Origin of the sequence: Spectribacter acetivorans (assembly GCF_031846305.1) — a bacterium.
GTDB classification, from domain to species: domain Bacteria; phylum Pseudomonadota; class Gammaproteobacteria; order Nevskiales; family Salinisphaeraceae; genus Spectribacter; species Spectribacter acetivorans.
Window position 1 is genome coordinate 17,042 of record NZ_JAVRHY010000002.1, and the last position, 26,429, is coordinate 43,470.

Annotated in this window: 24 protein-coding genes; 15 read left to right on the top strand and 9 right to left on the bottom strand. The window is 67.4% G+C overall.

Annotated features, from left to right (window positions below; genetic code table 11):
* Positions 1 to 41 precede the first annotated feature (41 nt).
* Complete coding sequence (locus RM531_RS02035) at positions 42 to 572, top strand: glycine zipper 2TM domain-containing protein (protein WP_311656913.1); 531 nt, start codon at positions 42 to 44, stop codon at positions 570 to 572.
* A gap of 10 nt (positions 573 to 582) precedes the next feature.
* Here RM531_RS02035 and queF read toward each other — a convergent pair whose 3' ends face one another.
* Positions 583 to 972, bottom strand: coding sequence for a preQ(1) synthase (queF, locus tag RM531_RS02040; RefSeq protein WP_311656914.1), 390 nt, complete (start codon positions 970 to 972; stop codon positions 583 to 585).
* Positions 973 to 1,114: 142 nt separating this feature from the next.
* Between queF and smc the strand changes: the two genes are divergently transcribed.
* The 5 genes from smc to RM531_RS02065 all read left to right on the top strand — a co-directional run bounded on the left by smc (position 1,115) and on the right by RM531_RS02065 (position 9,227).
* Entirely contained in the window at positions 1,115 to 4,633 is a 3,519-nt protein-coding gene (smc, locus tag RM531_RS02045; RefSeq protein WP_311656915.1) for a chromosome segregation protein SMC, read from the top strand.
* A 50-nt stretch (positions 4,634 to 4,683) separates the two neighbouring features.
* Complete coding sequence (locus RM531_RS02050; protein WP_311656917.1) at positions 4,684 to 5,487, top strand: cell division protein ZipA; 804 nt, start codon at positions 4,684 to 4,686, stop codon at positions 5,485 to 5,487.
* Positions 5,484 to 7,604, top strand: coding sequence for an NAD-dependent DNA ligase LigA (gene ligA, locus RM531_RS02055; protein ID WP_311656919.1), 2,121 nt, complete (start codon positions 5,484 to 5,486; stop codon positions 7,602 to 7,604). The genes RM531_RS02050 and ligA overlap by 4 nt, the downstream gene beginning before the upstream one ends.
* Positions 7,605 to 7,634: 30 nt before the next feature.
* Positions 7,635 to 8,774 (top strand): PQQ-dependent sugar dehydrogenase, encoded by a 1,140-nt coding sequence (locus tag RM531_RS02060; protein WP_311656920.1) that lies wholly within the window; start codon positions 7,635 to 7,637, stop codon positions 8,772 to 8,774.
* Positions 8,775 to 8,840: 66 nt separating this feature from the next.
* Positions 8,841 to 9,227 (top strand): hypothetical protein, encoded by a 387-nt coding sequence (locus tag RM531_RS02065; protein ID WP_311656922.1) that lies wholly within the window; start codon positions 8,841 to 8,843, stop codon positions 9,225 to 9,227.
* Here RM531_RS02065 and RM531_RS02070 read toward each other — a convergent pair.
* Genes RM531_RS02070 through RM531_RS02085 form a run of 4 tightly spaced genes read right to left on the bottom strand, consistent with a single transcriptional unit; the run spans position 9,217 to position 12,382 of the window.
* Entirely contained in the window at positions 9,217 to 11,304 is a 2,088-nt protein-coding gene (locus tag RM531_RS02070) for a TonB-dependent receptor family protein (RefSeq protein ID WP_311656923.1), read from the bottom strand. The two genes, RM531_RS02065 and RM531_RS02070, sit on opposite strands and share 11 nt — an antisense overlap.
* A complete protein-coding gene (locus RM531_RS02075) occupies positions 11,267 to 11,536 on the bottom strand; it encodes a BolA family protein (RefSeq protein ID WP_311656924.1) in 270 nt (89 codons plus the stop codon). Before RM531_RS02075 ends, RM531_RS02070 begins: the two co-directional genes overlap by 38 nt.
* Positions 11,533 to 11,835: a YciI family protein gene (locus tag RM531_RS02080; RefSeq protein WP_311656925.1), complete on the bottom strand. Its 303-nt coding sequence runs from the start codon at positions 11,833 to 11,835 to the stop codon at positions 11,533 to 11,535. Before RM531_RS02080 ends, RM531_RS02075 begins: the two co-directional genes overlap by 4 nt.
* Before the next feature lies 1 nt (position 11,836).
* Positions 11,837 to 12,382 carry a septation protein A gene (locus tag RM531_RS02085; protein WP_311656927.1) on the bottom strand — a complete coding sequence of 182 codons (546 nt, stop codon included), beginning with the start codon at positions 12,380 to 12,382 and terminating at the stop codon, positions 11,837 to 11,839.
* 81 nt (positions 12,383 to 12,463) lie between these two features.
* Between RM531_RS02085 and RM531_RS02090 the strand changes: the two genes are divergently transcribed.
* The 5 genes from RM531_RS02090 to RM531_RS02110 are packed head-to-tail and all read left to right on the top strand — an operon-like array spanning position 12,464 to position 16,419.
* Complete coding sequence (locus RM531_RS02090; protein WP_311656929.1) at positions 12,464 to 13,087, top strand: L-threonylcarbamoyladenylate synthase; 624 nt, start codon at positions 12,464 to 12,466, stop codon at positions 13,085 to 13,087.
* Between the two features lie 51 nt (positions 13,088 to 13,138).
* Positions 13,139 to 14,158, top strand: a complete 1,020-nt coding sequence (gene trpS / locus RM531_RS02095; protein WP_311656931.1) for a tryptophan--tRNA ligase — start codon at positions 13,139 to 13,141, stop codon at positions 14,156 to 14,158.
* Positions 14,155 to 15,015, top strand: coding sequence for a segregation and condensation protein A (locus RM531_RS02100; protein WP_311656932.1), 861 nt, complete (start codon positions 14,155 to 14,157; stop codon positions 15,013 to 15,015). The genes trpS and RM531_RS02100 overlap by 4 nt, the downstream gene beginning before the upstream one ends.
* Positions 15,008 to 15,673, top strand: a complete 666-nt coding sequence (gene scpB, locus RM531_RS02105; RefSeq protein ID WP_311656934.1) for an SMC-Scp complex subunit ScpB — start codon at positions 15,008 to 15,010, stop codon at positions 15,671 to 15,673. Before RM531_RS02100 ends, scpB begins: the two co-directional genes overlap by 8 nt.
* Positions 15,673 to 16,419, top strand: coding sequence for a pseudouridine synthase (locus RM531_RS02110; protein WP_311656936.1), 747 nt, complete (start codon positions 15,673 to 15,675; stop codon positions 16,417 to 16,419). The genes scpB and RM531_RS02110 overlap by 1 nt, the downstream gene beginning before the upstream one ends.
* 141 nt (positions 16,420 to 16,560) lie before the next feature.
* On the opposite strand, the gene RM531_RS02115 is transcribed toward RM531_RS02110, so the two are convergent.
* Genes RM531_RS02115 through RM531_RS02130 form a run of 4 tightly spaced genes read right to left on the bottom strand, consistent with a single transcriptional unit; the run spans position 16,561 to position 20,032 of the window.
* Positions 16,561 to 17,304, bottom strand: coding sequence for an SDR family NAD(P)-dependent oxidoreductase (locus RM531_RS02115; RefSeq protein WP_311656938.1), 744 nt, complete (start codon positions 17,302 to 17,304; stop codon positions 16,561 to 16,563).
* Positions 17,297 to 17,980, bottom strand: a complete 684-nt coding sequence (locus tag RM531_RS02120) for an HAD family hydrolase (RefSeq protein WP_311656940.1) — start codon at positions 17,978 to 17,980, stop codon at positions 17,297 to 17,299. The genes RM531_RS02115 and RM531_RS02120 overlap by 8 nt, the downstream gene beginning before the upstream one ends.
* Positions 17,977 to 18,687, bottom strand: a complete 711-nt coding sequence (gene ubiG / locus RM531_RS02125) for a bifunctional 2-polyprenyl-6-hydroxyphenol methylase/3-demethylubiquinol 3-O-methyltransferase UbiG (protein WP_311656941.1) — start codon at positions 18,685 to 18,687, stop codon at positions 17,977 to 17,979. The genes RM531_RS02120 and ubiG overlap by 4 nt, the downstream gene beginning before the upstream one ends.
* Positions 18,688 to 18,703: 16 nt before the next feature.
* Positions 18,704 to 20,032: a TRZ/ATZ family hydrolase gene (locus RM531_RS02130; protein WP_311656942.1), complete on the bottom strand. Its 1,329-nt coding sequence runs from the start codon at positions 20,030 to 20,032 to the stop codon at positions 18,704 to 18,706.
* Between the two features lie 196 nt (positions 20,033 to 20,228).
* Between RM531_RS02130 and gyrA the strand changes: the two genes are divergently transcribed.
* The 4 genes from gyrA (at position 20,229) to pheA (ending at position 26,417) form a co-directional block, all read left to right on the top strand.
* Positions 20,229 to 22,775, top strand: coding sequence for a DNA gyrase subunit A (gyrA, locus tag RM531_RS02135; RefSeq protein WP_311656943.1), 2,547 nt, complete (start codon positions 20,229 to 20,231; stop codon positions 22,773 to 22,775).
* A gap of 132 nt (positions 22,776 to 22,907) precedes the next feature.
* Positions 22,908 to 23,984 carry a 3-phosphoserine/phosphohydroxythreonine transaminase gene (gene serC / locus RM531_RS02140; RefSeq protein WP_311656945.1) on the top strand — a complete coding sequence of 359 codons (1,077 nt, stop codon included), beginning with the start codon at positions 22,908 to 22,910 and terminating at the stop codon, positions 23,982 to 23,984.
* Positions 23,985 to 24,136: 152 nt separating this feature from the next.
* Positions 24,137 to 25,327 carry a phosphoglycerate dehydrogenase gene (locus tag RM531_RS02145; protein ID WP_311656947.1) on the top strand — a complete coding sequence of 397 codons (1,191 nt, stop codon included), beginning with the start codon at positions 24,137 to 24,139 and terminating at the stop codon, positions 25,325 to 25,327.
* Positions 25,328 to 25,331: 4 nt separating this feature from the next.
* Positions 25,332 to 26,417, top strand: a complete 1,086-nt coding sequence (pheA, locus tag RM531_RS02150) for a prephenate dehydratase (protein WP_311656949.1) — start codon at positions 25,332 to 25,334, stop codon at positions 26,415 to 26,417.
* Positions 26,418 to 26,429 lie beyond the last annotated feature (12 nt).

The window sequence follows — 26,429 nt, forward strand, 5'->3', positions numbered from 1 at the left end:
TTGGACATCGCCCCGATTGGAAGTTGTCAAAAGGAGAAATCATGACACAACGCAAATCCGTGATGACGTGGGTATTCGCCCTGGCACTGACAATGGGCGTGGCCGGTTGCGGCGCGGAAAGCCAGACGGCCGAATCCGAGTCCGAGCAGACACCCGCCGCACAGCAGCAGCAAGCCGCGGCCAAGCCGGCGCCCAAGCCCGAACCGAAGGCGGAAGCGCCGCCGGTTTGCGGTAATTGCGGCACCATCGCCTCGATTCAGGAGCGCAAGACCGAGGGCAGCAACAAGAGCAAGGGCGCCATTGCCGGTGCCGTGGCCGGTGCCATCGCCGGTGTCGTGGCCGGCAATCAGATCGGCAGCGGCTCGGGCAAGGATCTGGCCAAGGTGGTCGGGGGCGTCGGCGGCGCGGCGGCCGGTCACCAGGTCGGCAAACGCCTGGACACCGACACCTACTACGCCGTGACGGTCAACATGGAAACGGGCGGCAGCCAGACCATCAACGTGGCCGACGCGACGCCGCTCTCGGTGGGTCAGCAGGTGAAGGTGGACGGCAACAATATCGTCCTCCGCTAACCGACGGCCCCTAGGGCAGGCTCACCGGCGCCGGCGGCTCCCAGCCGTCGGCGCGGTGTTCTGCCACCACGGTGGTGTCGATACCGCCCCGGACGTAGAACTCGGCGGTCAGACGCATGAAACGCGGCGCCGTGGCCGCCACCAGATCGTCCAGAATGCGATTGGTTACCGCCTCGTGGAACGCGCCCTCGTCGCGAAACGACCAGATATAGAGCTTCAGCGACTTCAACTCCACGCAGTACCGGTCCGGCACATAGGCCAGGTGCAGGGTGGCGAAGTCCGGCTGGCCGGTCTTCGGGCACAGGCAGGTGAACTCCGGCATCCGCATGCGGATGGTGTAATCCCGCCCCGGCTGCGGATTGTCGAAGGTGTCCAGTTGCTTGCTCGGAACCGTGGTCATGCGCGTGTCATCGGGGCGTTGGCGTGGGGCCGCGTAGGTTACACTAGCGCCGCGTTTCGCAGCGGGTCCGGCCAGCCGGGACCCGGATAACAACGACCGTGCCGGACGCGGGGTGCAGACCGGCACGCGACATGGGGCATCGATGCGGCTGACCGCCATCAAACTCGCCGGCTTCAAATCCTTCGTGGAGCCGACCACACTGCGTCTGACCAGCAATCTGGCCGGCATTGTCGGGCCCAACGGCTGCGGCAAGTCCAACGTGATCGATGCGGTGCGCTGGGTCACCGGCGAATCCAGCGCCAAGCAGCTGCGCGGCGAAGCGCTCGAGGATGTGATCTTCAACGGCTCGCGCTCGCGCAAGCCCGTCGGCCGCGCCTCGGTGGAACTGCTGTTCGACAACAGCGACGGCAAGCTGGGCGGCCAGTACGCCGGCTTTGCCGAAATCGCCATCCGGCGTGAGCTCTCCCGCGACGGCCAGTCCCAGTACCGCATCAACGGCGCCCGCTGCCGGCGGCGCGACGTGGTGGACCTGTTTCTCGGCACCGGCCTGGGCGGCCGCAGCAATTACGCGGTGATCGAGCAGGGCTCGGTCAATCGGCTGATCGAGGCGCGCCCGGAAGACATGCGGCAGGTGCTGGAGGAGGCCGCCGGCATTTCCCGCTACAAGGAGCGGCGGCGGGAAACCGAGAACCGTATACGGCATACCCGCGAGAATCTGGACCGCCTCAACGACCTGATCAGCGAGGTCACGCAGCGGCTGGCCCAGCTCCAGCGCCAGGCCGCCAACGCCGAGAAGTACAAGCAGTACAAGAGCGAGGAACGCCGCCTGCGCGCGGAGTTGCTGGCCCTGCGCTGGCGCGAGCTCGACGGCGAGGCCGAACACCAGCAGACCCAGCTGGATGCCAGCAAGCGGGAACTGGAAACCCAGCGGGAGCAGGCGCGGGATCTGGCCGAACGCCGCCAGACCGAACAGGCCGAACAGCAGCGCGCCACCCAGGCCAGCCAGCAGCAACAGGCCGATTTCTATGCCGCCGAGGCCGAGGTGGCGCGGGTAGAACAGTCGCTGGCCCACGCCCGCGAGCTGGCCCGCGTGAAGCAGGCCGAAACCCGCGACATGGAAGGCCAGCTGGAGGATCTGGACCAGCGCATCGACGCCGCCGGCCGGGAACGCACCCAGCTGCAGCAGGCGATCGACGATCAGGGCCGCCAACTGGAAGCGGCGGTGGCCGAGCACAAGCAGGCCCAGGCCCGGCTGGGCAGTGCCGAACAGGCAGCCGAGGAAGGCGAGGGCGCCTGGGAAAGCCTGGCCGGCGACGAGAACAATCCGCTGCAGCGGGCGGAAACCGAGCGCGCCCGGCTGGAGCATCTGGAACAGAATCTCGGCGCCCTGGGCGAGCGGCTGGATCGGCTGCTGGCCGAGCGCGGACGCATCGACGACGACGGCCCCAAGCAGGCCCTGACCGATGTCGAGGAAGCCCTGCAGGCGCTGGCCGGAGATTTGGAAACCGCCCGCGAGGATCAGCAATCCGCCGAAGCCGATCTCACCCGCCTGCGCGACAACCGCCGTGCCGTGGATACCACCCTGCACGAAACCCGCGATGCGCTGGCAGCCGCACGCGGCCGGCTGTCCTCCCTGGAAGCCCTGCAGCAGGCGGCCCTGCGCGAGGATGATCAGGAACTGCGTGAATGGCTGACCGCCCGCAGCTGGGATGATGCCGCCAGCGCCGCTCATCAGTTGCGGGTCGCCGACGGCTGGGAAGCCGCGGCCGAGGCCGCCCTGGGCGGGTTCCTGCGAGCCCTGTGCCTGCCCAATCTGGATGCCCGGGTCGGGGAGGTGAGTGAGTGGCCGGGGCAGGGGCTGACCCTGATCCACCAGGATCGCGAAGATCGCGGGCCGCACGGGGCCGGCGGACCGCGCGGTACCCGCTCGCTGTCATCGGTGTTGAGCGGCCCGACGGTGCTGCGTCAGCTGGCCCAGCGCATTTTCCTGGTCGAGAACGAGCGCGACGCCCATGACCTGGTCGATCAGCTGCAGCCGGGCCAGATGCTGGTCACCCGGGCCGGCTTCTGTCTGGGGCCCGGCTGGCTGCGCGTGCCGCGGCAGGACAGCGACGAGCCGGGCGTGCTCAAACGCGAACAGGCCATCGATGGGCTACGCAAGGAGATCGACCGGCTGGCGGCGACCGAAACCGATCGTGCCGACGAGCTGGACGGCCTGCGTCAGCGCATTCAGGCCGCGGAAACCCGCCGCACCGAGCTCACCGAGCGGCTCGATGATCTGCGCCGCCGCCACGGTGAGCGGCTGGCCGAGCGGCAGGGTCTCACCGTCCGGGTGGAACAGATCCAGCGCCGGCGGCGCGAGCTCGACGCCGAAATCGAGGACCTCACCCGTCAGCGCAAAGAACACGAGCAGGCGGTGTCCCAGGCCCGGGAGCGGCTGGACGGCACCGCCGAGGCGGCGCGCGATTTCGTCCAGCGCCGCCAGGCCCTGCAGGAACAGCTGCGCGAACAGCGCGAGCAGCGCGACCGCGCCCGGCGGGAGTGCGACGAGGTGGCCCAGCGCCAGCAGAATCTGCGGCTGGAGGTAACCGGCAAGCGCAGCGCCCTGGAAGCTGCCGAACAGCGGCTGGCCGATCTGCGCCAGCGTCGCACCCGCAGCGCCGAACGGCTGCAGTCACTGCAGGCCGAACTGGCCCAGTCCGCCCCGGAAACTGACCTCTCGCATGCCCGAGCCGAGGCCGAATCGCGGCGGGAAGCCGCCTGCAAGGCGCTGGAAGCCGCCCGCACCGGGCTGGCGGATATCGAGGCCCGGGTGGCCGATCTCAGCCAGCGGGCGCAGGGGCTGGAAACCGGTCTGGAAGCCGCCCGCGAGCGGGTCCAGCAGGCGCGGGTCGCCTTCGAGTCCGCCTCGGTCCGGCGCCAGACGCTGGAGGAACAGTTGGCCGAGGCCGGCTACGCCCCGCGCCCCCTGTGCGACGAGCTGGCCGAGGATGCCGGTCCGGCGGACTGGGAAGAGAAGCTGGAATCCCTGGAGCGGCGCATCCAGCGGCTGGGGGCGATCAATCTCGCCGCGATCGAGGAATTCGAGACCGAGAAGGAGCGGGAGGAATACCTCCAGGGCCAGTACGACGACCTGATGGAAGCCCTGGGTACGCTGGAACAGGCTATCGCGAAGATCGACCGCGAAACCCGCTCGCGCTTCCGCGACACCTACGAGCAGGTCAACCAGCGACTGGGCGCGCTGTTCCCGGTGCTGTTCGGGGGTGGGGAAGCCCGGCTGGAACTCACCGAGGACGACCTACTGGCCACCGGCGTGCGCATCATGGCGCGGCCGCCGGGCAAGCGGAATGCCTCCATCCAGATGCTGTCGGGCGGGGAAAAGGCGCTGACCGCGGTGGCGCTGCTGTTCGCGCTGTTCGAGCTCAATCCCGCGCCGTTCTGCATGCTCGACGAAATCGACGCGCCGCTCGACGACGCCAATGTCTCGCGCTTCTGCGACCTGGTCGGCCGCATGGCGGACCAGGTTCAGTTCATCGTGATCACCCACAACAAGCTCACCATGGAACTGGTGCAGCAGCTGCACGGGGTGACCATGCAGGAACCGGGCGTGTCGCGGCTGGTCAGTGTGGATATCGATCAGGCGCTGGAAATGGCAAGCTAGAGACGGGACCGGCGCCAGATGCGACACGCGATTCGACAGACGGAAATCTCATGACCGGTATTCAATGGGTACTGCTGATCCTGGTGGCCGGGGCGGTCGTCGGGGTGTACTTCTACCTGCGGCGGCAGTCCGGCGTGGACCCGTGGCAGGGCATGGAAGAAGGCGAGGACGGCATTGACCGGGGCGAAGCCCTCGGCGGCGACTCCTACATCGTCGGCGTGCGCACCGTCGGCGGCCAGACCGACGCGCCGTCGCAGACGGCCGCGCGATCGGCCCCGACGGCCTCACCCGAACCGGCCGGGGACAATCCGGACGAACCCTCCTGGATGAATTTCACCACAGGCCGCGAAGCGCCCGAGCCCAAGGCGGCGCCTGCCGAACCGGTGGAAGCGGTGCGCCCCCAGCGGCCACCCAGCGGCGAGCAGCGTCTGTTCGTGCTGCACATCTCCAGCCGCGACGGCAGCCTCTATGATGGGCCGGACATCCACGCCGCGCTGCAGGAGCAGAAGCTCAAGTTCGGGTTGCACGGCATCTACCACCGCATCACCGAAGCCAACGGCGTGCCGGAATCGGTGTTCTCGATCGCCAATATCCTGAAACCGGGTTTTCTCGACCCGGTGGAAGCCGACCATCTCCAGACCCCGGGACTGGCGCTGTTCCTGCAGCTGCCCGGTCCGCTGGAGGGCAGCCGCGCCGCGCGCGATCTGCTGGATACCGCGGCTGCGCTGGCCGAACGGCTGGGCGCCGAGGTGCTCGACGACAAGCGCAGCCTGCTCAAGCCCCAGACCGCTCAGTACATGCTGGACGAAATCGCCGAGCTGGATCGCCGTCAGCGGCTCGCCGCCCACCGGTGAAGGCGGACAAGGCGGCGGCGCGCATCGAGGAACTGCGCCGCACGCTCAACGAACACAATCATCGCTATTACGTCCTCGACGATCCGGTCGCCAGCGACGCCGAGTACGACCGCCTGTTCCGCGAACTGGAAGCGCTGGAAGCCGAGTATCCGGATCGCGTGACGCCGGACTCGCCCACCCGCAAGGTCGGCGCGCCGCCGGCCGAGGCCTTCCGCGCGGTCACCCACCGCCAGCCCATGCTTTCGCTGGGCAATGGCTTCGACGAGGCGGAACTGGCTGAATTCGATCGCCGCGTGCGCGAGGGCATCGGTGTCGACGCCGTACGCTACAGCGCCGAACCCAAGCTCGACGGTATTGCCGTGAACCTGCTCTATGAGGATGGCGTGCTCACGCGTGGCGCTACCCGTGGCGACGGCGATCAGGGCGAGGACATCACCGACAACGTGCGTACCATCCGCAATCTGCCGTTGCGGCTACGCAGTGACCCGCCGCCGGCGGCCATCGAGATCCGCGGCGAGGTGATTCTGCCGCGCTCCCGCTTCCAGGCCCTCAACCGGGGTCTAGTAGAGAATGGCGAGAAGCCCTTCGTGAACCCCCGAAACGCCGCGGCCGGCAGCCTGCGGCAACTGGACTCGGCGGTCACCGCCCGCCGCCCGCTGATGCTGCAGGTGTACGGCGTGGGCGATGTCGCGGGCGCCGAGCTGCCGGCCAGTCACCGTGACCTGCTGGCGCGACTGCAGGGCTGGGGGTTGCCGGTCAACGAGTTCGTGCAGATCGTGGATGGTCTGGACGGCTGTCGTGACTATTACCGGGCGATGCTCGAGCGCCGCGAGCGGCTTGATTACGACATCGACGGCTGCGTCTACAAGGTCGATGACCAGCGCCAGCGCGACGAACTCGGCTTCGTGGCCCGGGCCCCGCGCTGGGCGATCGCCCACAAGTTCCCGGCCGAAGAGGCGGTGACGGTGCTGCGCGATGTGGAATTCCAGGTCGGGCGCACCGGCGCGGTGACCCCGGTGGCCCGACTCGAACCGGTATTCGTGGGCGGTGCGACCGTGTCCAATGCGACGCTGCACAACCTGGACGAGATTGCCCGCAAGGACGTGCGCATCGGCGACAACGTGGTAGTACGCCGCGCCGGCGACGTGATTCCCGAAGTGGTGCGTCCGCTGCCGGACAAGCGGCCCGGCGACGCCCGCGTGATCGAACTGCCCGCCGCATGTCCGGTGTGCGGCTCGGCGGTACGGCGCGACCCCGGCGAGGCCGTGGCCCGCTGTACTGGCGGGCTGTTCTGCCACGCCCAGCGCCGGGAGCGTCTCAAGCATTTCGCGGCCCGCAAGGCGATGGATATCGAGGGGCTGGGCGATCGCCAGATCGAACAATTCGTGGACGAGGGTCTGCTCGCATCGCCCGCCGACATCTACCGGCTGGGCGAGCATCGGGATGCCCTGGTCGGTCGCGACGGCTACGGCGAGAAATCGGTGGCCAACCTGCTGGCCGCCATCGAGGCGAGCAAGCAGACCACGCTCGGGCGCTTCCTGTTCGCACTCGGCATCCGGGAGATCGGCGAGACAATGGCGCGCGACCTGGCCGCCCATTTCGGCACCCTGGAAGCGCTCGACGACACGGCCCGCGCCTATGCCGACCATCGCCGCGCCGCGCTGGCCGAGGCCGAGGGTGACGAGGCGGCCGCCGACAAGCAACTGCGCGACGACCCGCTGCGCCAGGTCCCCAACATCGGCCCGCGGGTAGCCGGCCAGCTCGGCGATTTCTTCGCCGAACCGCACAACCGCGAGATCATCGCCGATCTGCGCGCGGCCGGTGTGAGCTGGCCGCAGGCAGACCCCGCCGACGCCGGCGGCCAGCCCCTGTCCGGCAGGACCTTCGTGCTCACCGGCAGCCTGGCGGACTGGACCCGCGATCAGGCCCGGGCCGCCATCGAGGCCGCCGGGGGTCGGGTGACCTCCAGCGTGTCCCGCAAGACGGATTACGTGGTGGCCGGGGCCGATCCCGGTTCCAAGCGGGACAAGGCCGAGCGGCTGGGTGTGACCCTGCTCGACGAGGCCGGCCTGCAGGCGCTGCTGGCGAACGAAACCGGTGAGAACGGGTCGCAGTAATCGACTTCCATGCTTGCAAAAGGTCAGACCATGATCCGGACGATTGCCACTGCCGCCCCCCGACGACTGCTCGGTGCCGTGACCCTGGTGGCCGCCAGCGCCTGTACCGCGGGTGAGCCGCCGGCCGGCGCTGTCACCAGCGACGAGGCCACATTCCGCGTGGAAACGGTGGCCGGGGGGTTGAACCAGCCCTGGTCGCTGGCCTTCCTGCCGGATGGCGATCGACTCGTGACCGAGCGTGGCGGGCGGTTGCTGCGCCTGTCCGATGGTGAATTTCGGACCATCGAGGGCGTGCCGGAGGTGGCGACGGTCAATCAGGGCGGGTTGCTGGACGTGGCCCTGCATCCGGATTTCGCCGACAACGGATGGATCTACCTGAGCTACGCCGCGGCCGGCGACGGCGGCTACGCCACGCGCCTGGGCCGGGCACGGCTGGATGACGACCGGCTGGCGGATTTCGAGGTGCTGTTCACTGCCGAGCCGTTCGTGCGCGGCGGCCGGCATTTCGGGTCGCGCATCGTGTTCCGGGACGGCTATCTATTCCTGACCGCCGGCGAACGCGGCAACAAGGAGCACGCCCAGGACCTGGACAAGTACCACGGCAAGCTGATCCGGCTGACGCTGGATGGCGATGTGCCCGACGACAACCCGTTCGTCGACGAATCCGGCGCCCGACCGGGCATCTACAGCTACGGGCACCGCAATCCCCAGGGCATGATCGTGCATCCGGACACCGGTGATATCTGGCTGCATGAACACGGCCCGCAGGGCGGCGACGAAGTCAATCGCATCCGCGCGGGGGCCAACTACGGCTGGCCTCTGGCCACCTTCGGCGAGAACTACGGCGGCGGCCGCTTCGCGCCGGAACCGCCGCTGGAGGGTACGGTATCGCCGGTTCACCACTGGACGCCGTCAATCGCGCCGTCGGGCCTGGCCCTGTATCAGGGCGACGCCTTTCCGGCCTGGCGGGGCGACCTGTTCGCCGGCGCACTCAAGCTCACCCATCTGGCGCGGCTGGAACTCGAGGCGGGCGAGGTGGTGGGCGAGGAACGCCTGCTCGACGACGCCGGCATGCGGATTCGTGATGTCCGCAGCGGCCCCGACGGTTACCTCTATCTGCTCACGGACGGTAGCAATGGCAAGTTGCTGCGGCTGGTGCCGGCGGATTAACCGGTTGCTTGCCCCGTCGGCGGGCGGCGTTTAGCCTGCCCTACTGATTGATGACGGGGATCGACCTTGGCAAGCCACTGGCTGGATGTAACCACCGAAGAAATTCGCGCTCGGCGTGACGCCCAGGCGCAGCTCGACCAGCGCCGGGCGGATCGTCACGACGAGGTCCAGCGCTGCCTGACCGAGGTGGTGCAACCGGTGTTCGAGGACATGGCCGGCCAGCGTGGCTGGCAACTGCGGCCGGTGGAGCCCGCCCGCGCCGGTGAGCCGCCCGCCCTGCGGATGGTCGGCGAGGGGCTCAAGCCGGCCTGGGCCGAGGTCGGCTTCGACACGCTCACCGGCATGGCGGTGCTGCGCCGGCATCCGGGCGGCGCCGGCGCGAAGCCGGCAATCACCGCCCTGCGCTGCGGAGACCTGGACCGGGACGGCCTGATCCGGTGGCTTACAGGCTGAGCGTCGCCCCCAGGTAGAAGTTGCGGTCCGGGGCCGGCTCGAAGAAGCGCCCGTTGAAGTCGTTGATGCGGACGTTGCTGAAGAACTCGTCGTCCAGGATGTTGTTGATGCCCACGTGCACCGTGAGCAGGTTCTGCCATAGCCGCTGCTCCACGCCGATGCGGCCGTTGACCACGCCGTAGCCGGCCACCTTCACCTGATTGGCGTTGTCGGCGTACAGCTCGTCGTAGATCTGCACATCCAGGATGGCGAAGCCGGTGCCGGGCTTGCGCCAGGCCAGCTCGCCGAAGAACACGCTCTCGGGAATGCCGGGGATGCGTTCACCGGCGAAGTCGTTGCCGTTGACGTCGGTGAATTCCTCGAAGGCGAAGTCGGAATAGGTGTAGGCCGCACTCAGGCTCAGGTCGCTGGTGATGTCCCAGGCCAGCGACGCCTCCACGCCCCGGCGCTCGGATTCACCGGAATTCTCGTAGAAGTCGCGCTCGCCCATGTCGAACACCACCAGCTCGTCTTCCACATCGACCTGGAACAGCGCCAGGTCATAGCGGATGCGGGTGCCAATGAAGCCCTTGGCCCCCACTTCATAGTTGATCGCCTCCTGCGGCTGCAGGTCGGGGTTGAAACCGCCCCCGCCGGCGGGATTGGCGAATTCGGTGAAGGTGGGGCTTTCGAATGCGGTGCCCACGGTGGTGTACACGCTGTGGCGCTCGGTCACCGCGTAGGTGGCGCCGATAGTACCGCTGAATTCGGAGAAGCTGCGCTCGCCGGAATCGTCGAAATCGCCCGGGCCGGCGCTGCGATCGTCGATGGTGAATTCCAGGTCGTCGTAGCGGATGCCGGTGGTCAGGTCCAGGCGGTCGGTCAGCGACAGCACGTTCTGCGCATAGATGCCGATGGAATCGGCTTCTTCCTGCTGTCGCAGGGTGCGGGTGCCCGGCTGGCCGCCAGGGGCGGTCACCAGGAAGCGCTCGCGGTCGTCGGACTGGAACTCGGCGTCCACGCCCATGGTGAAGCGATTGGCAAAACCGGCGATCGGCGCGGTGCGGGTGTACTGCAGGCCGGTGCCGTAGAAGTCTCGCGTGTACGCAATCAGGCTCGGACCCGGAAAAGGCAGCTGCTGCTCGAAATCCCGACGGGTGTAGAACACGCGGCCGGTGAACTGGTCCACGTCGCTCAGGGCATGCTCGTAGATCACGCCCAGGGTCTGCTGATCGACTTCCTGGCCGGAATCCAGGCGGGCGGCGTTGGCCGAGGCCTGACGGCGGTCGTCCTGCACCTGGCCGCGGTCGATCCCGGCCGGGTCCTCGCCCAGCGGCTGATCCAGCACGCGCACCACGGTCTCGATGCTTGCATCGTCGGACAGTTGGACGTTGAACTTGCCGTTGAACAGGCGCTTCTCGGTCTCGCTCTGGTCGCGATAGCCGCGGTAATTCAGGTTCCAGGCGCTCAGGGCGTAGCCCCAGCCGTCGTGCTGTTCCGCGGCCCGGGCGCTGATGCGGTTGTAGCCGAAACTGCCGTATTCCGCGGCCGCCTCGCGCAGCGGATAGTCGGTGGGGGAAAGCGTGTCGATGTCGATCACGCCGCCGGTGGCGTTGCCGTAAAGCGCGGATGACGGCCCGCGGATGACCTCGATGTTCTCCACCGTGGTCAGATCAATGGCGTCCGACTGCGATTGCCCGTCGACCACGGTTTCCGGGATGCCGTCCACCAGCAGCTTGATGCCACGAATGCCGAACGGACTGCGGGCGCCGAAGCCGCGGATGGACACCCGCAGGTTCTGGGCGAAGTTGTAGCGATTCTGCGCGAACACGCCGGGCACCCGTACCAGCGATTCATCCAGCTGCAGGCCCTGACGCCCCTGGGTGGCGTCCTGTTCGTCGACCACGCCCACCGCGGCCGGCGTATCCTGTAGATCCCGCTCGATGCGGGAGGAGTCCACGGTGATGGGTTCCAGCTCGGCCTCCTGTGCCTGTACCGCGGGCGCGAAGGCAGCCGCCAGTAGCAGGGCGCCGGTCAGGCGGCGGGCAGACGGGGTGGTATCAGTCGTCGGGCGCCAGGGCGCGGATGGATACAGCATGGATGTCGGTCCTCATCATGTCGCCAAGGGCGTCGTAAACCAGGCGATGGCGTTCCAGCAGGCTGTGCCCGGCGAACCGGGCGGAGCGGATCACCACCGCGAAATGACCGAGACCGCTGCGGGCCCCGGCGTGGCCGATGTGCTTGTGGCTTTCGTCGAGCACGTCGATCTCGTCCGGGGCCAGTTCGGCGATCAGGGCTTCGCGAATACGCTGGACGCGCTCCGCCGTCACGCCGGCAGCACCTTGCGGAAGGGCTTTACCACGGTGTCCCGGTAGACGCCGGCCTCGATATAGGGGTCGGCATCGGCCCAGGCCCGGGCGTCGGCCAGGCTGTCGAATTCGGCCACCACGAGGCTGCCGGTGAAGCCGTTGTCGCCCGGATCATTGGCATCGACCGCCGGACAGGGCCCGGCCAGGATCAGGCGGCCCTGTTGCTGCAGGTCGTGCAGCCGCGCCAGATGGGCCTCGCGGGCGGTGCGGCGGCGGGGCAGGCTGTCGTCGACGTCGGTGGAGATGAAGGCGTAGAGCATGTCAGGTCTCGTCGCTGGCGGATTCCTCGATATGCGGGCTGAGGTAGAAGCCCACGCCGATCATGAACACCAGGCTGAGCGCGGTCACGCCGAACAGCTTGAAGTTGACCCACACCGTCTCGCTGAAGCTGAAGGCGACCGCCAGATTGAGCACCGCCATCAGCAGGAAGAAACCGGTGGCCAGGAAGGTCACCCGACGCCATATCGGTTCGGGCACCGTGATCTGGGATTCCAGCGCCCGCTGCACCAGCGTCTTGCGGCCGATGAAGGCGCTGCCGGCCAGGGCCAGGGCGAAGGCCACATACAGAACGCTGGGTTTGACCTTGATGAACAGCGGGTCGTGCACGACCAGCGTCAGGCCGCCGAACACTACCGCCAGCACCAGGGTGACCAGATGCATGTTTGACACCCGGCGCTTGACCAGCCAGGTGCCGGCGACCAGCACGATCAGCGCCACCATCAGCACACCGGTGGCCACGTAGATGTCGTACAGGAAGTAGGCGGCGCCGAAGGCGATCAGCGGCAGATATTCCATCAGGGCATTCATGGGCGCGATTGTACACAGACGGCGAGCCGCTGCAGCGCCGGCATCGCCGTCGCTTGACCCGGTGCGCTATCCTCGCGCGCCATGGCCGAAATCGTCCGCATTCATCCCGAGAACCCGCAGCCGCGGCTGGTGGCGCGCGTGGCCGATCAGCTGCGCGGCGGCGCGGTGATCGCCTATCCCACCGACTCCTCCTATGCGCTGGGCTGCGCCCTCGGCAACAAGCCGGCGATCGACCGCATCCGCTGGATTCGCGGCTTCGGGCGCGAGCACTATTTCACCCTGCTGTGTCGTGATCTATCCGAGATCGCCACCTACGCCAAGGTGGAAAACGCCAGTTTCCGGCTGCTCAAGAACCTGACGCCGGGGCCCTATACCTTCGTGCTACCGGCCACTCGCGAGGTGCCACGCTGGCTGTGGCACCCCAAGCGCAAGACCATCGGTATCCGGGTGCCCACCCATCACACGGCCACCGCGATTGCCACCGCGCTGGACGCGCCCATCATGTCGGTGACCGCACTGTTGCCGGATGACGACATCCCGCTGTCCGATCCCGACGATGTGCAGGCGCGTCTGGGTGGGCACGTAGACCTGGTGGTGGACAGTGGCGCCTGCAACATCGAACCGACCACGGTGGTCGATCTCACCGATACCACGCCGCGCATCCTCCGCGTCGGCCGCGGCCCGGTGGACGCTGTGACCGGCTGAGGGTCGGGATTTCCGTATAATCCGGGCATCGTCTTCGCAACCTGCTGCCGCGTGTCCGCCAACACCGCCAAACCCGTCGTTCTTTCCGGTATCCAGCCCTCCGGCCGTCTCACCATCGGCAACTACATCGGGGCGCTGAAGAACTGGGTGGCGATGCAGGACACGCACGACTGCCTGTTCACGCTGGTGGACCTGCATGCCATCACCGTGCGCCAGGACCCGGCGGCCCTGCGTGAGCGCTGCCACGAGTTCCTGTGCCTGTATCTCGCCTGCGGGCTGGATCCGGCCAGATCGACGCTGTTCGTGCAGTCGCACGTGCCGGCGCATTCGCAGCTGGCCTGGATCCTGAACTGTCACACGGCAATGGGCGAGCTCAACCGCATGACTCAGTTCAAGGACAAGTCGTCGAAGCACGCGGACAACATCAACGCCGGCCTGTTCGGCTATCCGGTGCTGATGGCGGCCGACATCCTGCTGTATCAGGCCGATGCGGTCCCGGTGGGCAACGATCAGAAACAGCATCTGGAACTGGCCCGCAACCTGGCCCAGCGCTTCAACGCCCGCTACGAGGCCGAGGTGTTCACCGTGCCGGAGCCGTTCATCCCGGAAGTCGGGGCGCGGATCATGAGCCTGGGCGATCCCACGGCCAAGATGTCCAAGTCGGACGAGGTGGAGGCCAACTACGTGGCGCTGCTGGACGAACCCAAGCGGGTGGTCAAGAAGATCAAGCGCGCGGTGACCGATTCCGATGCCGAGATCCGCTTTGACGAGGCGGCCAAGCCCGGGGTGTCGAACCTGTTGTCGATGTACTCGGCGGTCACCGGCGAGGGCATGGCCGATCTCGAAGCCCGGTTCGCCGGGGAAGGCTACGGCAAGCTCAAGGGCGAGCTGGCGGATGCCGTGGTGGCCTTTCTGGAGCCCTTGCAGGAACGCTACCGGACGTTCCGGGATGATCCCTCCAGCCTCGACGCCATCCTGCGGGACGGCGCCCGGGCGGCCCGCGAGCGGGCGGCGCCCACGCTGGATCGGGTGTTCGAGGTCAGCGGCTTCATTCCGGCCGCGGCCGGATGAGCGAACACCCGGCCGATTTCGTCGACGAGCCGCCGCCGGCGGCAATCCTGGTCCGCGGCGAACGCCTGGATCAGCTGCCGGATGACCTGTACATCCCGCCGGATGCGCTGCGGGTCATTCTCGAGGCCTTCGAGGGGCCGCTTGATCTGCTGCTGTACCTGATCCGGCGGCAGAACCTGGATATTCTCGATATTCCCATCCAGCGCGTGGCCCAGCAGTACGTGGCCTACATCGAGCTGATGCAGGAGTTGCAGATCGAACTGGCCGGAGAATATCTGCTGATGGCCGCGATGCTGGCCGAGATCAAGTCGCGCATGCTGCTGCCCCGGCCCAGTACCGAGGAGGACGAAGGCGACGATCCCCGAGCCGAACTGGTGCGGCGCCTGCAGGAGTACGAGCAGTTCAAGACCGCGGCGGAAAATGTCGATACGCTGCCGCGGGTAGGGCGCGACATGGCGGTGGTGCAGCTGTCGGCCGAGCAGGTCGACATCGACCGGCCCCAGCCGATTCCGGCGCTGGCCGACCTGTTGCTGGCCTTCAAGGAGGTCATGCAGCGGGCGGAGTTGTTCGCCCATCATCAGATCGAGCGCGAGCCGTTGTCCGTGCGCGAACGCATGAGCGGCATCCTGCAGCGGCTGCAGGGCCGGGGGGCGACGCCGTTTTCCAGCCTGTTCCCGAAAAGCGAGGGCCGCATGGGTGTGGTGGTCACGTTCCTGGCCATTCTCGAGCTGGTGCGAGAGGCGCTGGTGGAAGTGGACCAGAGCGAACCCTACGCGCCGCTGTCCCTGCAGGTGGCCGGCGCCCGGGGCGACCGCCGCGGCAACGACGATGTGATCACGAGTGATGGCGATGATTGAGGAAAAGATACTCGGCTGCGTGGAAGCCCTGCTGATGGCCGCCGACGGCCCGCTGACCGTGGCCCGGCTGGAAACCCTGCTGGCCGAGGACGGGGCGCCGGACCGCAAGGCCATCCGTACGGCACTCTCGGCGCTGCAGTCGGATTACGCCGGCCGCGCGGTGAATCTGGTGGAAGTGGCGGGGGGCTGGCGCTTTCGCGTCAGTGCGGACTATGCCGGCCTGCTCGGCAAGCTGTGGGAGGAGCGCCCGCCCAAGCTATCGCGAGCACTGCTGGAGACCCTGGCACTGATCGCCTATCGCCAGCCGATTTCGCGCGGCGAGATCGAGGAGGTGCGCGGGGTGTCGGTGTCATCGTCCATTATCAAGACGCTGCTGGAACGCGAGTGGGTGCGCGTGGTGGGCTACCGGGAAGTGCCGGGGCGCCCGGCCCTGTTCGGCACCACCAGCCAGTTCCTCGACGATCTCGATCTCAAGCGGCTGGAGGATCTGCCGTCGTTGCCGGAAATCCGTGATCTGGATGACCTGGACGCGGCGGCTGAACGATTGCGCAACGCCGGGTCCGAGGCGCAAGACGCGGACGAGGACGGTAACGCGTCACCCACGCCCGAGGTACCGACGACCGACGACCTCGATTCCCCCTCCGACGCACTGCACTGATGGCCGAGCGACTCCAGAAGATGCTGGCCCGGGCGGGCTACGGCTCGCGGCGCGAGATCGAACGCTGGATCGCGGCCGGCCGTATCCGTGTGAACAATCAGGTGGCCGAACCCGGCCAGCCGACCGGGCTCGATGACCGCATCACCCTGGATGGTCGACCGCTTTCCACCGCCCGGGCGGCCTCGGTGCCACGCCGCGTGCTGGCCTACAAGAAACACGTGGATCAGGTCGTCACCCGGCGTGACCCCCAGGGCCGGCCCACGGTGTTTGCCAAGCTGCCGCGGCTTGCGGCCGGACGCTGGCTGGCGGTGGGACGGCTGGATGTCAACACTTCCGGTTTGCTGCTGATGACCACCGATGGCGAGCTCAAGCGGCGCCTGGAACATCCCAGCCATCGTCTGGAGCGTGAGTACGCCGTGCGCGTGCATGGGCCCGTCGATGAGCCCATGCTCGATCGGCTCACGGAAGGGGTGATGCTCGAGGACGGGCTGGCCCGTTTCGACCGGATCCTGGAAGGGGAGAATCCCAGCCGGGCCAACCGCTGGTTCCGCGTGACCGTGACCGAGGGCCGCAACCGCGTGGTGCGGCGGCTCTGGGCCAGCCAGGGCGTGGAGGTCAGCCGGCTGATGCGGGTGCGTTTCGGCCCGGTGCCGCTGCCCACCGGGATCAAGGCCGGGGGCTGGCGGGAACTGGCGCCGAAGGAAGTGGCGGCGCTGGCACGCGCGGTGGGTCTGTCCGGGCGCTAGGGCGTTGCTGAAAAAGGACTGTCCTGTCCTTTTCCAGCACGCCGAGGCCGGCCCAGGTCCGGACTCGGCTTCGATCGATCAAGCATTTACATGCTTGATCGCCGGAGGGACATCCCTGTCCCGCTCTAGGTGGCTGCTTTTTCAGCAGCCCCCTAGATCGCTCTGATCCGGATCCAGCGTTTGCCCGTTGATGCCGCGGCCTGACGGTCCCAGGAGGTGCAGGCAGGCCGACACCGCCTGATCGGTCGGTTGCGCTTTCTCGTCCTGGCTGGGAAAGGCGCGAGCCCGCAATGGTGTGGCCATCGGCCCCGGCCGCAGGGCGTTGAAGCGAAGGTCGTCGCGATGTCCGTGCTCGGTGGCGAACAGCGTCATCAGCGACGACAGCCCCGCTTTGGCGACCGCATAGCCGCCCCAGAATGCGTTGTCCCCACGCCCGACCGCGTCATCCATGAAGACCACCGAGGCATCGGGCGACCGGCCCAGCAGCGGCAGACAGGCCCGGGTGAGGGCGAATGGCACGGTCACGCCCAGGTGGAGCGCGCGCTGCCATTCCTCCAGTTCCAGCCCGGCCAGCGGCGTGAGCGCCTGGAAGCGCGCGGCGGCATGGACCACGCCATCCAGCCGGCCCAGATCGGCCTCGATCCCCTCGGCCAGCAATTGATAGGGGTCGCCACTGGCGCGGGTGAAATCCACCGGGAACAGGCAGGGGACAGGCCCGCCGGCCGCAGTGATGCGGTCGGACAGGGCCTCCAGCTTCTTCTGCTGGCGGCCGGCCAGTACCAGCTGGGCACCAGCCGCGGCGGCGGCCTCGGCCAGCGCGGCACCGAAACCGCCGGTGGCGCCGGTGATCAGGATCACGCGATCCTGCAATGCGGGTTCAGGCATGGGTTTCCCGGGTGGACAGAAGGTCGGCCACGGCAGCGGGCAGTTCCGATGCCTGGGTGATGAGCTGATCGGCGCCCCAGCCGGCGACGTCCTCGTCGCCGTCGAAATAGCCATACAGCACGCCGATGGTGGGCATGCCGGCGGTCCGGCCGGCGGCGATGTCGCGGTCGGAATCGCCGACGTACACGCAATCGGCCGGCGCCAGCCCGAGCTGTTCGCAGGCCAGCAGCAGCGGATCGGGATGGGGTTTGGCGCGGGGCGCGCTGTCGCCACCGATCACGCAGGCGGGCGGCGGGGAAAAGGCCATGGCCGTCATCAGCGGCTCGGCCAGCGCGAGCATCTTGTTGGTAACGACGCCCCAGGCATGGCCGGCTGCCGCGATCTCGGCCAGCGCGGCGCGGATACCGGGAAACGGCTGGACGGTGTCCGTGAGACGTTCCCGGTAACAGGTCAGAAAGTTCGTGTAAGCATCTGAATAGTCGCGATCATCCGGTGTCAGGCCCAGGCCGCGGGCAAGCATGCCACGCCCGCCCATCGAGGCGGTGTGGCGTAGCGCAGCCAGGGGCAGGGGCGTCATCCCCCGGTCACGGCGCAGGTCGTTGAGGGCGCCGGCCAGATCGGGGGCGGTGTCGAGCAGGGTGCCGTCCAGGTCCAGCAGGACCCCGTGACGGCTCATACGCCGTCACCGGTCGGTCGGACCGCGTGCAGGAAGTAGTTGACGTCCGGACGGCCGCCGAAGCGGGTTGTGCGCAGGAAGGGGTTGTAGTGCATGCCGGTGATCTCCCGGGTAGCCAGTCCGCTGTGGCGTGCCCAGCCGGACAGTTCCGACGGCCGGATGAACTTGGCGTAGTCGTGGGTACCGCGCGGCAGCAGGCCGAGCACGTATTCGGCGCCGGCAATCGCCAGCAGCCAGGCGGCAGGGCTGCGATTGATGGTGGAAAACACGACGGTGCCGCCGGGTTTCACCAGCCGGGCGCAGTCATCCACGATCACGCCGGGCTCGTCGACATGCTCGAGCATTTCCAGGCAGGTGACCAGGTCAAAACCGCCGGCGGCCTCGGCGGCGAGATCACGGGTGCTCTGGCAGCGATAGCTGATGGCCAGGCCACCGTCGGCGCCATGGGCAGTGGCGGCCTCGATCAGACCGGGGGCAAGATCGATGCCGGTCACGTCGGCGCCGGCACGGGCCATCGCCTCGCTCAGCAGCCCGGCGCCGCAGCCCACGTCGAGCACGCGCTTGCCGGACAGCCCCGCCTGGCGGTCGATCCAGGCGGTGCGTGCGGGATTGATGTCATGCAGGGGGCGCATGTCGCCTTCCGGGTCCCACCAGCGCTGGGCCAGGGCGTCGAATTTGGCGAGTTCTTCCTGTTGATTGCTTGGCATGAGGATTCGTCCGGAGTCAGGCCTTACCGAGCGCGGCCTGCCAGTGATCGACGCGGGCCAGCGTGTCGTCAAGATCGATGGTGGTCAGCTGGCGGTCACGCAGCAAACGTTTGCCGGCCACCCAGGTGTCGGTGACCTGACGACGGTCGCTGCTGTAGACGATCTGCGCCACCGGGTCGTACAGCGGGCGGGTTTCCGGTGTGTCCAGGTCGATGGCGGTGCAATCCGCCCACTTGCCTGGCTCCAGGGAGCCGGTGTCCGCGTCCAGGCCCAGCGCCCGGGCGCCGTTGAGGGTGGCCATCTGCAGAACGGTGGCGGCGGGCAGGGCGGCCGCGTCACCGGCGGCAAGCTTGCCGATCAGGGCGGCGGTGCGCATCTCGCCGATCATGTCCAGATCATTGTTGCTGGCGGCGCCGTCGGTGCCGAGCGCCACGTTGACCCCGGCGTCCAGCAATTTCGCCACCGGGCACAGGCCGCTGGCCAGCTTAAGATTCGACTCCGGCGAATGCAGCACGTGGACGCCGGCGCGGGCGCAGTCCTCGATCTCGCTTTCCGTGAGCTGGGTCATGTGCACCGCCAGCAGATTGGGCGTGACCAGACCCAGGTCGGCCAGCCGGGCCAGCGGCCGCCGGCCGTCCTGCTGCTCGGCCTGTTCCACCTCGAAGGCGGTTTCGTGCACGTGCATGTGAACCCGCAGGTCCATCTCGTCGGCCCGGGTGCGGACCGCCCGCAGCGGCTCGTCGGACACCGTGTAGGGCGCATGCGGGGCGAAGTTGGTGCTGATCAGCGGATGGTCCCGGTAGGCGTCACGCACCTGCTGGCCCTTGGCCAGGTATTCCTCGGTGGTGCTGGCCCAGGGGGTGGGGAAATCGATCAGGATCATGCCCACGGCTGCCCGCATGCCGATGCGCGCCGTGGTGGCGGCGGTGACATCGGGGAAAAAGTACATGTCGTTGAAGCAGGTGGTGCCGCCGCGCAGCATTTCGGCGGCCGCCAGCTGGACGCCATCGGCGCAGAAGCCTTCCGACACGAAACGCCCCTCCGCCGGCCAGATGTGTTCCTGCAGCCACTCCATCAGCGGCAGATCGTCGGCCAGCCCCCGCATCAGATTCATCGCCGCGTGGGTGTGGGCGTTGATCAGGCCAGGAATCAGGGCCTGACGCGGGAGTTTGATGGTCTCCCGGGCGGCAAAGCGTGCCGCGGCCTCGTCGGCCGGCAGTACCGCCCGAATGCGGCCGCCGTCCACCGCCAGGGCATGGCCTTCAAGCACCGCGCCCGCGGGCACCACCGGAATCAACCAGCGCGGCAGGATCAGCGTGTCGATGGGCTGGCGGGAGGCACTCATTCAGGGGCGTGTGAGGGCGATATCGCGATGGCCGGGACTATATCAGACGGGGCCTCGCGGCAGGTGTCGGCATGCCCGGCCTATGCTAAAATGCGGCGCTTGATCAGGCCTGCTTGCGTGCGCATCCGCACGCCGGGCACCCACCTCCCGGCCCGGGCCGCACATGCGGCCGGCCCGCATGAACGTGTGTACATCTATGGCCGAGGTTGCAAAAGAGATTCTGCCGGTCAATCTCGAGGACGAGATGCGGCAGTCCTACCTGGATTACGCCATGAGCGTGATCGTGGGCCGTGCCCTGCCGGACGTGCGTGACGGCCTCAAGCCGGTCCACCGGCGCGTGCTTCACGCGATGCGGGAACTGGGCAACGACTGGAACAAGCCCTACAAGAAATCGGCCCGCGTGGTCGGCGACGTGATCGGTAAGTACCACCCGCATGGCGACTCGGCCGTGTACGACACCATCGTGCGCATGGCCCAGGACTTTTCCATGCGCTACATGCTGGTGGACGGGCAGGGCAACTTCGGTTCGGTGGACGGCGATGCGCCGGCGGCCATGCGCTACACCGAAGTGCGCATGGCCAAGCTGGCCCACGAGATTCTCGCCGATATCGACAAGGACACGGTCGATTTCATCCCCAACTACGATGAATCCGAGACCGAGCCGGCGGTGCTGCCCACGCGGCTGCCCAATCTGCTGATCAACGGCGGTACCGGTATCGCGGTGGGCATGGCCACCAACATCCCGCCGCACAATCTGGGCGAGGTGATCAACGCCTGCATCGCCCTGATCGACGACGCCGAGCTGACCATCGATGACCTGATGCAGTACGTGCCGGCCCCGGATCTGCCCACCGCCGGCATCATCAACGGCGTGGACGGCATCCGCGAGGCCTACCGCACCGGCCGCGGTCGCATGTGGATGCGGGCCCGCGCGCACATCGAGGACATCGACGAGCGCGGCAAGCAGGCGATCGTGGTCACCGAGCTGCCCTACCAGGTGAACAAGGCCCGGCTTCTGGAAAAGATCGCCGAGATGGTCAAGGAGAAGCGGCTGGAGGGCATCACGGAGCTGCGCGACGAGTCCGACAAGGACGGCATGCGCATGGTGATCGAGCTGCGCCGCGGCGAGACGCCGGAAGTGATCCTGAACAACCTGTATCGCCACTCGCAGATGCAGATGGTGTTCGGCATCAACATGGTGGCGCTGGATGGCGGCCAGCCGCGCACGCTCAATCTCAAGCAGATTCTGCAGGCCTTCCTGCGCCATCGGCGCGAGGTGGTGACCCGGCGCACCCAGTTCGAGCTGGCCAAGGCCCGCGCCCGGGCCCATGTGCTGGAAGGGCTCACGGTGGCGCTGGCCAATATCGACGAGGTGATCGAACTGATCCGCGCCTCGGCCAGCCCCGCCGAGGCCCGCGAGGGGCTGATCAGCCGCACCTGGCCGCCGGGCCAACTCACCGACATGCTGGGCCGGGCCGGGGCGGATGCCTCCCGTCCGCTGGACGTGCCGGAAGAATTCGGCATGACCGACCAGGGCTACCGGCTGACCGAAACCCAGGCCCAGGCGATTCTGGACCTTCGCCTACACCGCCTTACCGGGCTGGAGCAGGACAAGATCATCGAGGAGTTCGAGAAGCTCCTGGCCGAGATCGCCGACTTCATCGAGATTCTCTCCTCGGACGCCCGGCTGTTCGAGGTGATCCGCGGCGAGCTGGTGGAAATCAAGGAGCAGTACGGCGATGAACGCCGCAGCGAGATTCTCGACGATCATCTGGATCTGACCACCGAGGACCTGATCACGCCCGAGGACGTGGTGGTCACACTGACCCACGAGGGCTACGTGAAGTCCCAGCCGCTCGACGTGTATCAGGCGCAGCGGCGGGGCGGTCGCGGCCGTTCGGCCACCAAGACCAAGGACGAGGATTTCATCGACAAGCTGTGGGTGACCCACACCCACGACACGCTGCTGTGCTTCTCCTCGGCCGGCAAGGTCTACTGGCTGAAGGTGTACGAACTGCCCAGCGCCGGCCGCGGCGCCCGCGGCAAGCCGATCGTCAACATGCTGCCGCTGGAAAACGACGAGCGCATCAGCCAGGTGCTGCCGGTCAAGAGCTTCGATACCGGCGAGAACGTGTTCTTCGCCACCCGCCGCGGTACGGTCAAGAAGACCCCGCTGGAATCGTTCTCCCGGCCGCGGGCCAACGGCATCATTGCCATCGACCTGCGGGCCGATGACGCGCTGGTCGGGGTCGACCTCACCGAGGGCGAATCCCAGATCATGCTGTTCTCCGACGGCGGCAAGGTGATCCGCTTCGCCGAGGCCGATGTCCGTTCGATGGGTCGCGTGGCGGCCGGCGTGCGCGGCATTCGCCTGGGCAAGGGCCAGTCCGTGATCGCGCTGATCGTGATGCGCGAAGGCCATATCCTCACCGTGAGCGAGCACGGCTACGGCAAGCGTACGCCGGTGGATGACTACCCGCTGCGGGGCCGCGGCGGTCAGGGCGTGCTGGCGCTGGCCCAGAGCGAGAAGACCGGCGCCGTGATCGGCGCCACCCAGGTCGGCGACGACGACGAGGTGATGCTGATCACCAATATCGGCACGCTCATCCGCACGCCGGTGGCCGAGATCTCGATCGTCGGTCGCAATACCCAGGGCGTGCGCATCATCCGCATTGCCGACGAGCACAAGCTGGTGGGCATCGACCGCATCGCGGCGGACGAGGACGAGGGGGAAGACGCATAGTCGCACCGATCCGGCGCCCGCGCCGACGCGATTCTCGCCGTCCTGCCATGGGCGGGTCACGATAGTCGTTCAGGCTGTGCGCCCGCGAAACGACGGGTCTTTCATCGCATTCTTCAACACAAGAAGGTTTACATGGCACGAGTGTTCAATTTCAGTGCAGGCCCGGCGACGTTGCCGGAAAGCGTGCTCGCCCAGGTGCGCGACGACATGCTGGACTGGCAGGGCAGCGGCATGTCCGTCATGGAAATGAGCCACCGCGGGCCGGAGTTCGTATCCATCGCCGAGCAGGCCACGCAGGATCTGCGCACGCTGCTGGCGGTGCCGGACAACTACCGCATCCTGTTCCTGCAGGGCGGGGCCACCGCCCAGTTCGCCGGCGTGCCACTGAATCTGCCCGGCGATCGGGCTGACTACATCGTGACCGGCAACTGGGGCAAGAAGGCCCACAAGGAAGCCGGCAAGTATCTCGACGCCCGCGTGGCCGCGACCGGCGACGACGGTTTCACCTCGATTCCCGATCAGAGCGACTGGGATCTGGATGCCGCTTCTCGCTACGTGCACATCACGCCCAACGAGACCATCCAGGGCGTGGAGTTCCCGAACGACCCCAACCTGGGCAGTGACGTGCCGCTGGTGGCCGACATGTCGTCGAACTTCCTGTCGCGGCCGGTGGACGTGTCGCGTTACGGCGTGATCTACGCCGGCGCCCAGAAGAACGCGGGCCCCGCGGGCATCTGCATGGTGATCGTCCGGGACGACCTGCTCGGCCACGCGGCGCCGGCCACGCCGATGGTGCTGGACTGGCAGGCCCAGCTGGAGGCCGACTCCATGCTCAATACGCCGTCCTGCTTCGCCTGGTACGTCTGTGGCCTGGTGTTCCGCTGGCTGCTGGACAATGGTGGCCTGGAGACCATGGCTGCCACCAACGCCCGCAAGGCATCGCGGCTGTACGACTTCATCGATCAGAGTGACTTCTACCGCAACCCGGTGGATCCGGCTGCCCGGTCACGCATGAATGTGCCGTTCCTGCTGGCGGACGACGGTCTGGACAAGAGCTTCCTCAGCGAAGCGGGGGAAGCCGGCCTGTCGTCGCTCAAGGGTCATCGGTCGGTGGGCGGCATGCGCGCGAGCATCTACAACGCCATGCCGGAGGCCGGCGTGGAAGCGCTGATCGATTTCATGCGCGATTTCGAACAGCGCAACGGCTGACGCAAGCATTGCGTCCACGCCGATAAGTGGTAACCGCAGATTACGCAGATTTCACAGATTAAATAATGGAAATAAATGGTTGAGAATTTCCGTTAAATCTCTGCGTTAGCCTGCGAAATCTGTGGTTAAAGTTTTCTTCAAAGCAAGAGCCCATGTACCGAATTCAGACGCTTAACAACATCTCGCCGCTCGGACTCGATCGGTTTCCCCGTAATCTCTACGAAGTGGCTTCCGAGCTATCGCGGCCCGATGCCGTGATGGTGCGGTCGGCCGACATGCACGGCCTGGATCTGGACGACACGATCAAGGCCATCGGTCGTGCCGGCGCCGGGGTCAACAACATCCCGGTCGATCGCATGAGCGAGCGCGGCGTGCCGGTGTTCAACGCCCCCGGCGCCAACGCCAACGCGGTCAAGGAGCTGGTGTTGGCCGGATTGTTCCTGGCGGCCCGCAACATCGTCCAGGCCTGGGATTACGTGCAGAAGCTGGATGACAGCGAGCCGGGCCTTAAGAAGAAGGTCGAAGCCGGCAAGAAGCAGTTCAAGGGCGTGGAACTGCCGGGCCGGACCATTGGTGTGGTTGGCCTGGGCGCCATCGGCGTGAAGGTGGCCAACACGGCCCGTGATCTGGGCATGAACGTGCTCGGCTACGACCCGGGCATTACCGTGAGCAATGCCTGGCGGTTGCATGCCGGCGTGGAGCAGGCGCTATCGGTGGATGAGCTCCTCTCGCGCTCCGATTTCGTGTCGATTCACGTGCCGCTGGTCGAGGCCACCGAGAATCTGATCGACGCCAAGCGCCTGCGCCTGATGCGCCAGCAGGCGGTGCTGCTCAACTTCTCCCGGGCCGAAATCGTGGACGAGGCGGCGGTGCTGGAAGCGCTGGATGCCGACAAGCTGAGTAGCTATGTGTGCGACTTCCCCACGATGGCGTCGAAGAATCACCCGAAGGTGGTGTCGCTGCCGCATCTGGGTGCCTCCACGGACGAGGCCGAGGACAACTGTGCGGTGATGGTGGCGGATCAGATCCGGGACTACCTCGAGGTGGGCAACGTCCGCAATTCGGTGAATTTCCCCGAAACCATCATGCCGCCCACCGACGGCGCGCATCGCATCTGCATCGTCAACGCCAACGTGCCCAACATGGTGGGGCAGATTTCCTCCACCCTGGCCCGGCATGAACTCAACATCGCGGACCTGATCAACAAGTCGCGCAACCAGATCGCCTATACCCTGGTGGATGTCGACACCGAAGCCGACGAGGCGGTGCTGGAGGAAATCCGGGGCATTGAAGGCGTATTGTCGGTACGTTATCTCAACGCCGTGAGCGAACGCAGCAGCTGACACCATGACCGACGATGGCCTCAAGGCGGCGCGTGACCGCATCGACCGGCTCGACGAGCAGCTGCAGGCGCTGATCGGCGAACGGGCGGGTCTGGCCCAGGAGATTGCCCGCATCAAGGCCGACATCGACGGCGAGGCCGGCGACTGCTATCGCCCCGCCCGCGAGGCCGAGGTCCTGCGGGCGGTGGCGGCGCGCAACCGCGGGCCGTTGTCCGACGAAACCGTCGTGCGTCTGATGCGCGAGGTGATGTCGGCCTGTCTGGCCCTTGAGTCGCCGCTCAAGGTGGCCTACCTGGGGCCGGAAGGCACCTACACCCAGGCGGCTGTCTACAAGCATTTCGGGCATTCGGTCACGGCGGTACCGCTGGCGGCGATCGACGAGATATTCCGCGAAGTGGAGGCTGGCAACGCCGATTACGGCGTGGTGCCGGTGGAGAACTCCACCGAGGGCGTGGTCAGTCACACGCTGGACCAGCTGGTCGGCAGCCGGCTGTCGATTGTCGGCGAGGTAGCCCTGGCGGTGCATCATCATCTGTTGTCGCATGCGTCAGACCTCAGCGAGGTCAAGCGGGTGGTGTCGCATGCCCAGTCGCTGGCGCAGTGCCGCAAGTGGCTGGACGCCAAGCTGCCCAGCGTGATGCGCGAGGCGGTTGCCAGCAACGGCGAGGCAGCCCGCATGGTCCGCGACGAGCCAGCCGCCGCCGCGATTGCCGGCCGGGCGGCGTCGGAGCTCTACGAGCTGCCGATCCTGTGCGCCAATATCGAGGACGAGCCCAACAACACCACCCGTTTCCTGGTGCTGGGCCAGCAGTCGGTGCCGGCCACCGGCGAGGACATGACGTCCATTCTGGTATCCATCCACAACCGGCCTGGCATGCTGCATCGGCTACTGGCCCCGGCAGCCGACGCCGGGGTGGACCTGTCGCGCATCGAGTCGCGGCCGTCCCGGCGTCAGGCCTGGGACTACAATTTCTTCATCGATCTGGAAGGCCACGTGGCCGAGGATCGCGTCCGGCAGGTGATCGACCGGATCGAGGCCGAAGCGGCCCATCTCAAGATTCTGGGGTCCTATCCCCGGGCCGTGCTCTGACGGCGCTGCCGC

Bases quoted from the DNA above. Each gene is read 5' to 3' on its own strand.
- gyrA (WP_311656943.1), top strand. From the start codon at position 20,229: ATGGCCGAGGTTGCAAAAGAGATTCTGCCGGTCAATCTCGAGGACGAG.
- RM531_RS02100 (WP_311656932.1), top strand. From the start codon at position 14,155: ATGAGCGAACACCCGGCCGATTTCGTCGACGAGCCGCCGCCGGCGGCA.
- serC (WP_311656945.1), top strand. From the start codon at position 22,908: ATGGCACGAGTGTTCAATTTCAGTGCAGGCCCGGCGACGTTGCCGGAA.
- RM531_RS02090 (WP_311656929.1), top strand. From the start codon at position 12,464: ATGGCCGAAATCGTCCGCATTCATCCCGAGAACCCGCAGCCGCGGCTG.
- RM531_RS02120 (WP_311656940.1), bottom strand. From the start codon at position 17,980: ATGAGCCGTCACGGGGTCCTGCTGGACCTGGACGGCACCCTGCTCGAC.
- RM531_RS02145 (WP_311656947.1), top strand. From the start codon at position 24,137: ATGTACCGAATTCAGACGCTTAACAACATCTCGCCGCTCGGACTCGAT.
- RM531_RS02130 (WP_311656942.1), bottom strand. From the start codon at position 20,032: ATGAGTGCCTCCCGCCAGCCCATCGACACGCTGATCCTGCCGCGCTGG.
- RM531_RS02080 (WP_311656925.1), bottom strand. From the start codon at position 11,835: ATGCTCTACGCCTTCATCTCCACCGACGTCGACGACAGCCTGCCCCGC.
- pheA (WP_311656949.1), top strand. From the start codon at position 25,332: ATGACCGACGATGGCCTCAAGGCGGCGCGTGACCGCATCGACCGGCTC.
- RM531_RS02035 (WP_311656913.1), top strand. From the start codon at position 42: ATGACACAACGCAAATCCGTGATGACGTGGGTATTCGCCCTGGCACTG.
- RM531_RS02110 (WP_311656936.1), top strand. From the start codon at position 15,673: ATGGCCGAGCGACTCCAGAAGATGCTGGCCCGGGCGGGCTACGGCTCG.
- ubiG (WP_311656941.1), bottom strand. From the start codon at position 18,687: ATGCCAAGCAATCAACAGGAAGAACTCGCCAAATTCGACGCCCTGGCC.
- RM531_RS02115 (WP_311656938.1), bottom strand. From the start codon at position 17,304: ATGCCTGAACCCGCATTGCAGGATCGCGTGATCCTGATCACCGGCGCC.
- scpB (WP_311656934.1), top strand. From the start codon at position 15,008: ATGATTGAGGAAAAGATACTCGGCTGCGTGGAAGCCCTGCTGATGGCC.
- queF (WP_311656914.1), bottom strand. From the start codon at position 972: ATGACCACGGTTCCGAGCAAGCAACTGGACACCTTCGACAATCCGCAG.
- RM531_RS02070 (WP_311656923.1), bottom strand. From the start codon at position 11,304: ATGCTGTATCCATCCGCGCCCTGGCGCCCGACGACTGATACCACCCCG.
- RM531_RS02060 (WP_311656920.1), top strand. From the start codon at position 7,635: ATGATCCGGACGATTGCCACTGCCGCCCCCCGACGACTGCTCGGTGCC.
- smc (WP_311656915.1), top strand. From the start codon at position 1,115: ATGCGGCTGACCGCCATCAAACTCGCCGGCTTCAAATCCTTCGTGGAG.
- RM531_RS02050 (WP_311656917.1), top strand. From the start codon at position 4,684: ATGACCGGTATTCAATGGGTACTGCTGATCCTGGTGGCCGGGGCGGTC.
- RM531_RS02085 (WP_311656927.1), bottom strand. From the start codon at position 12,382: ATGAATGCCCTGATGGAATATCTGCCGCTGATCGCCTTCGGCGCCGCC.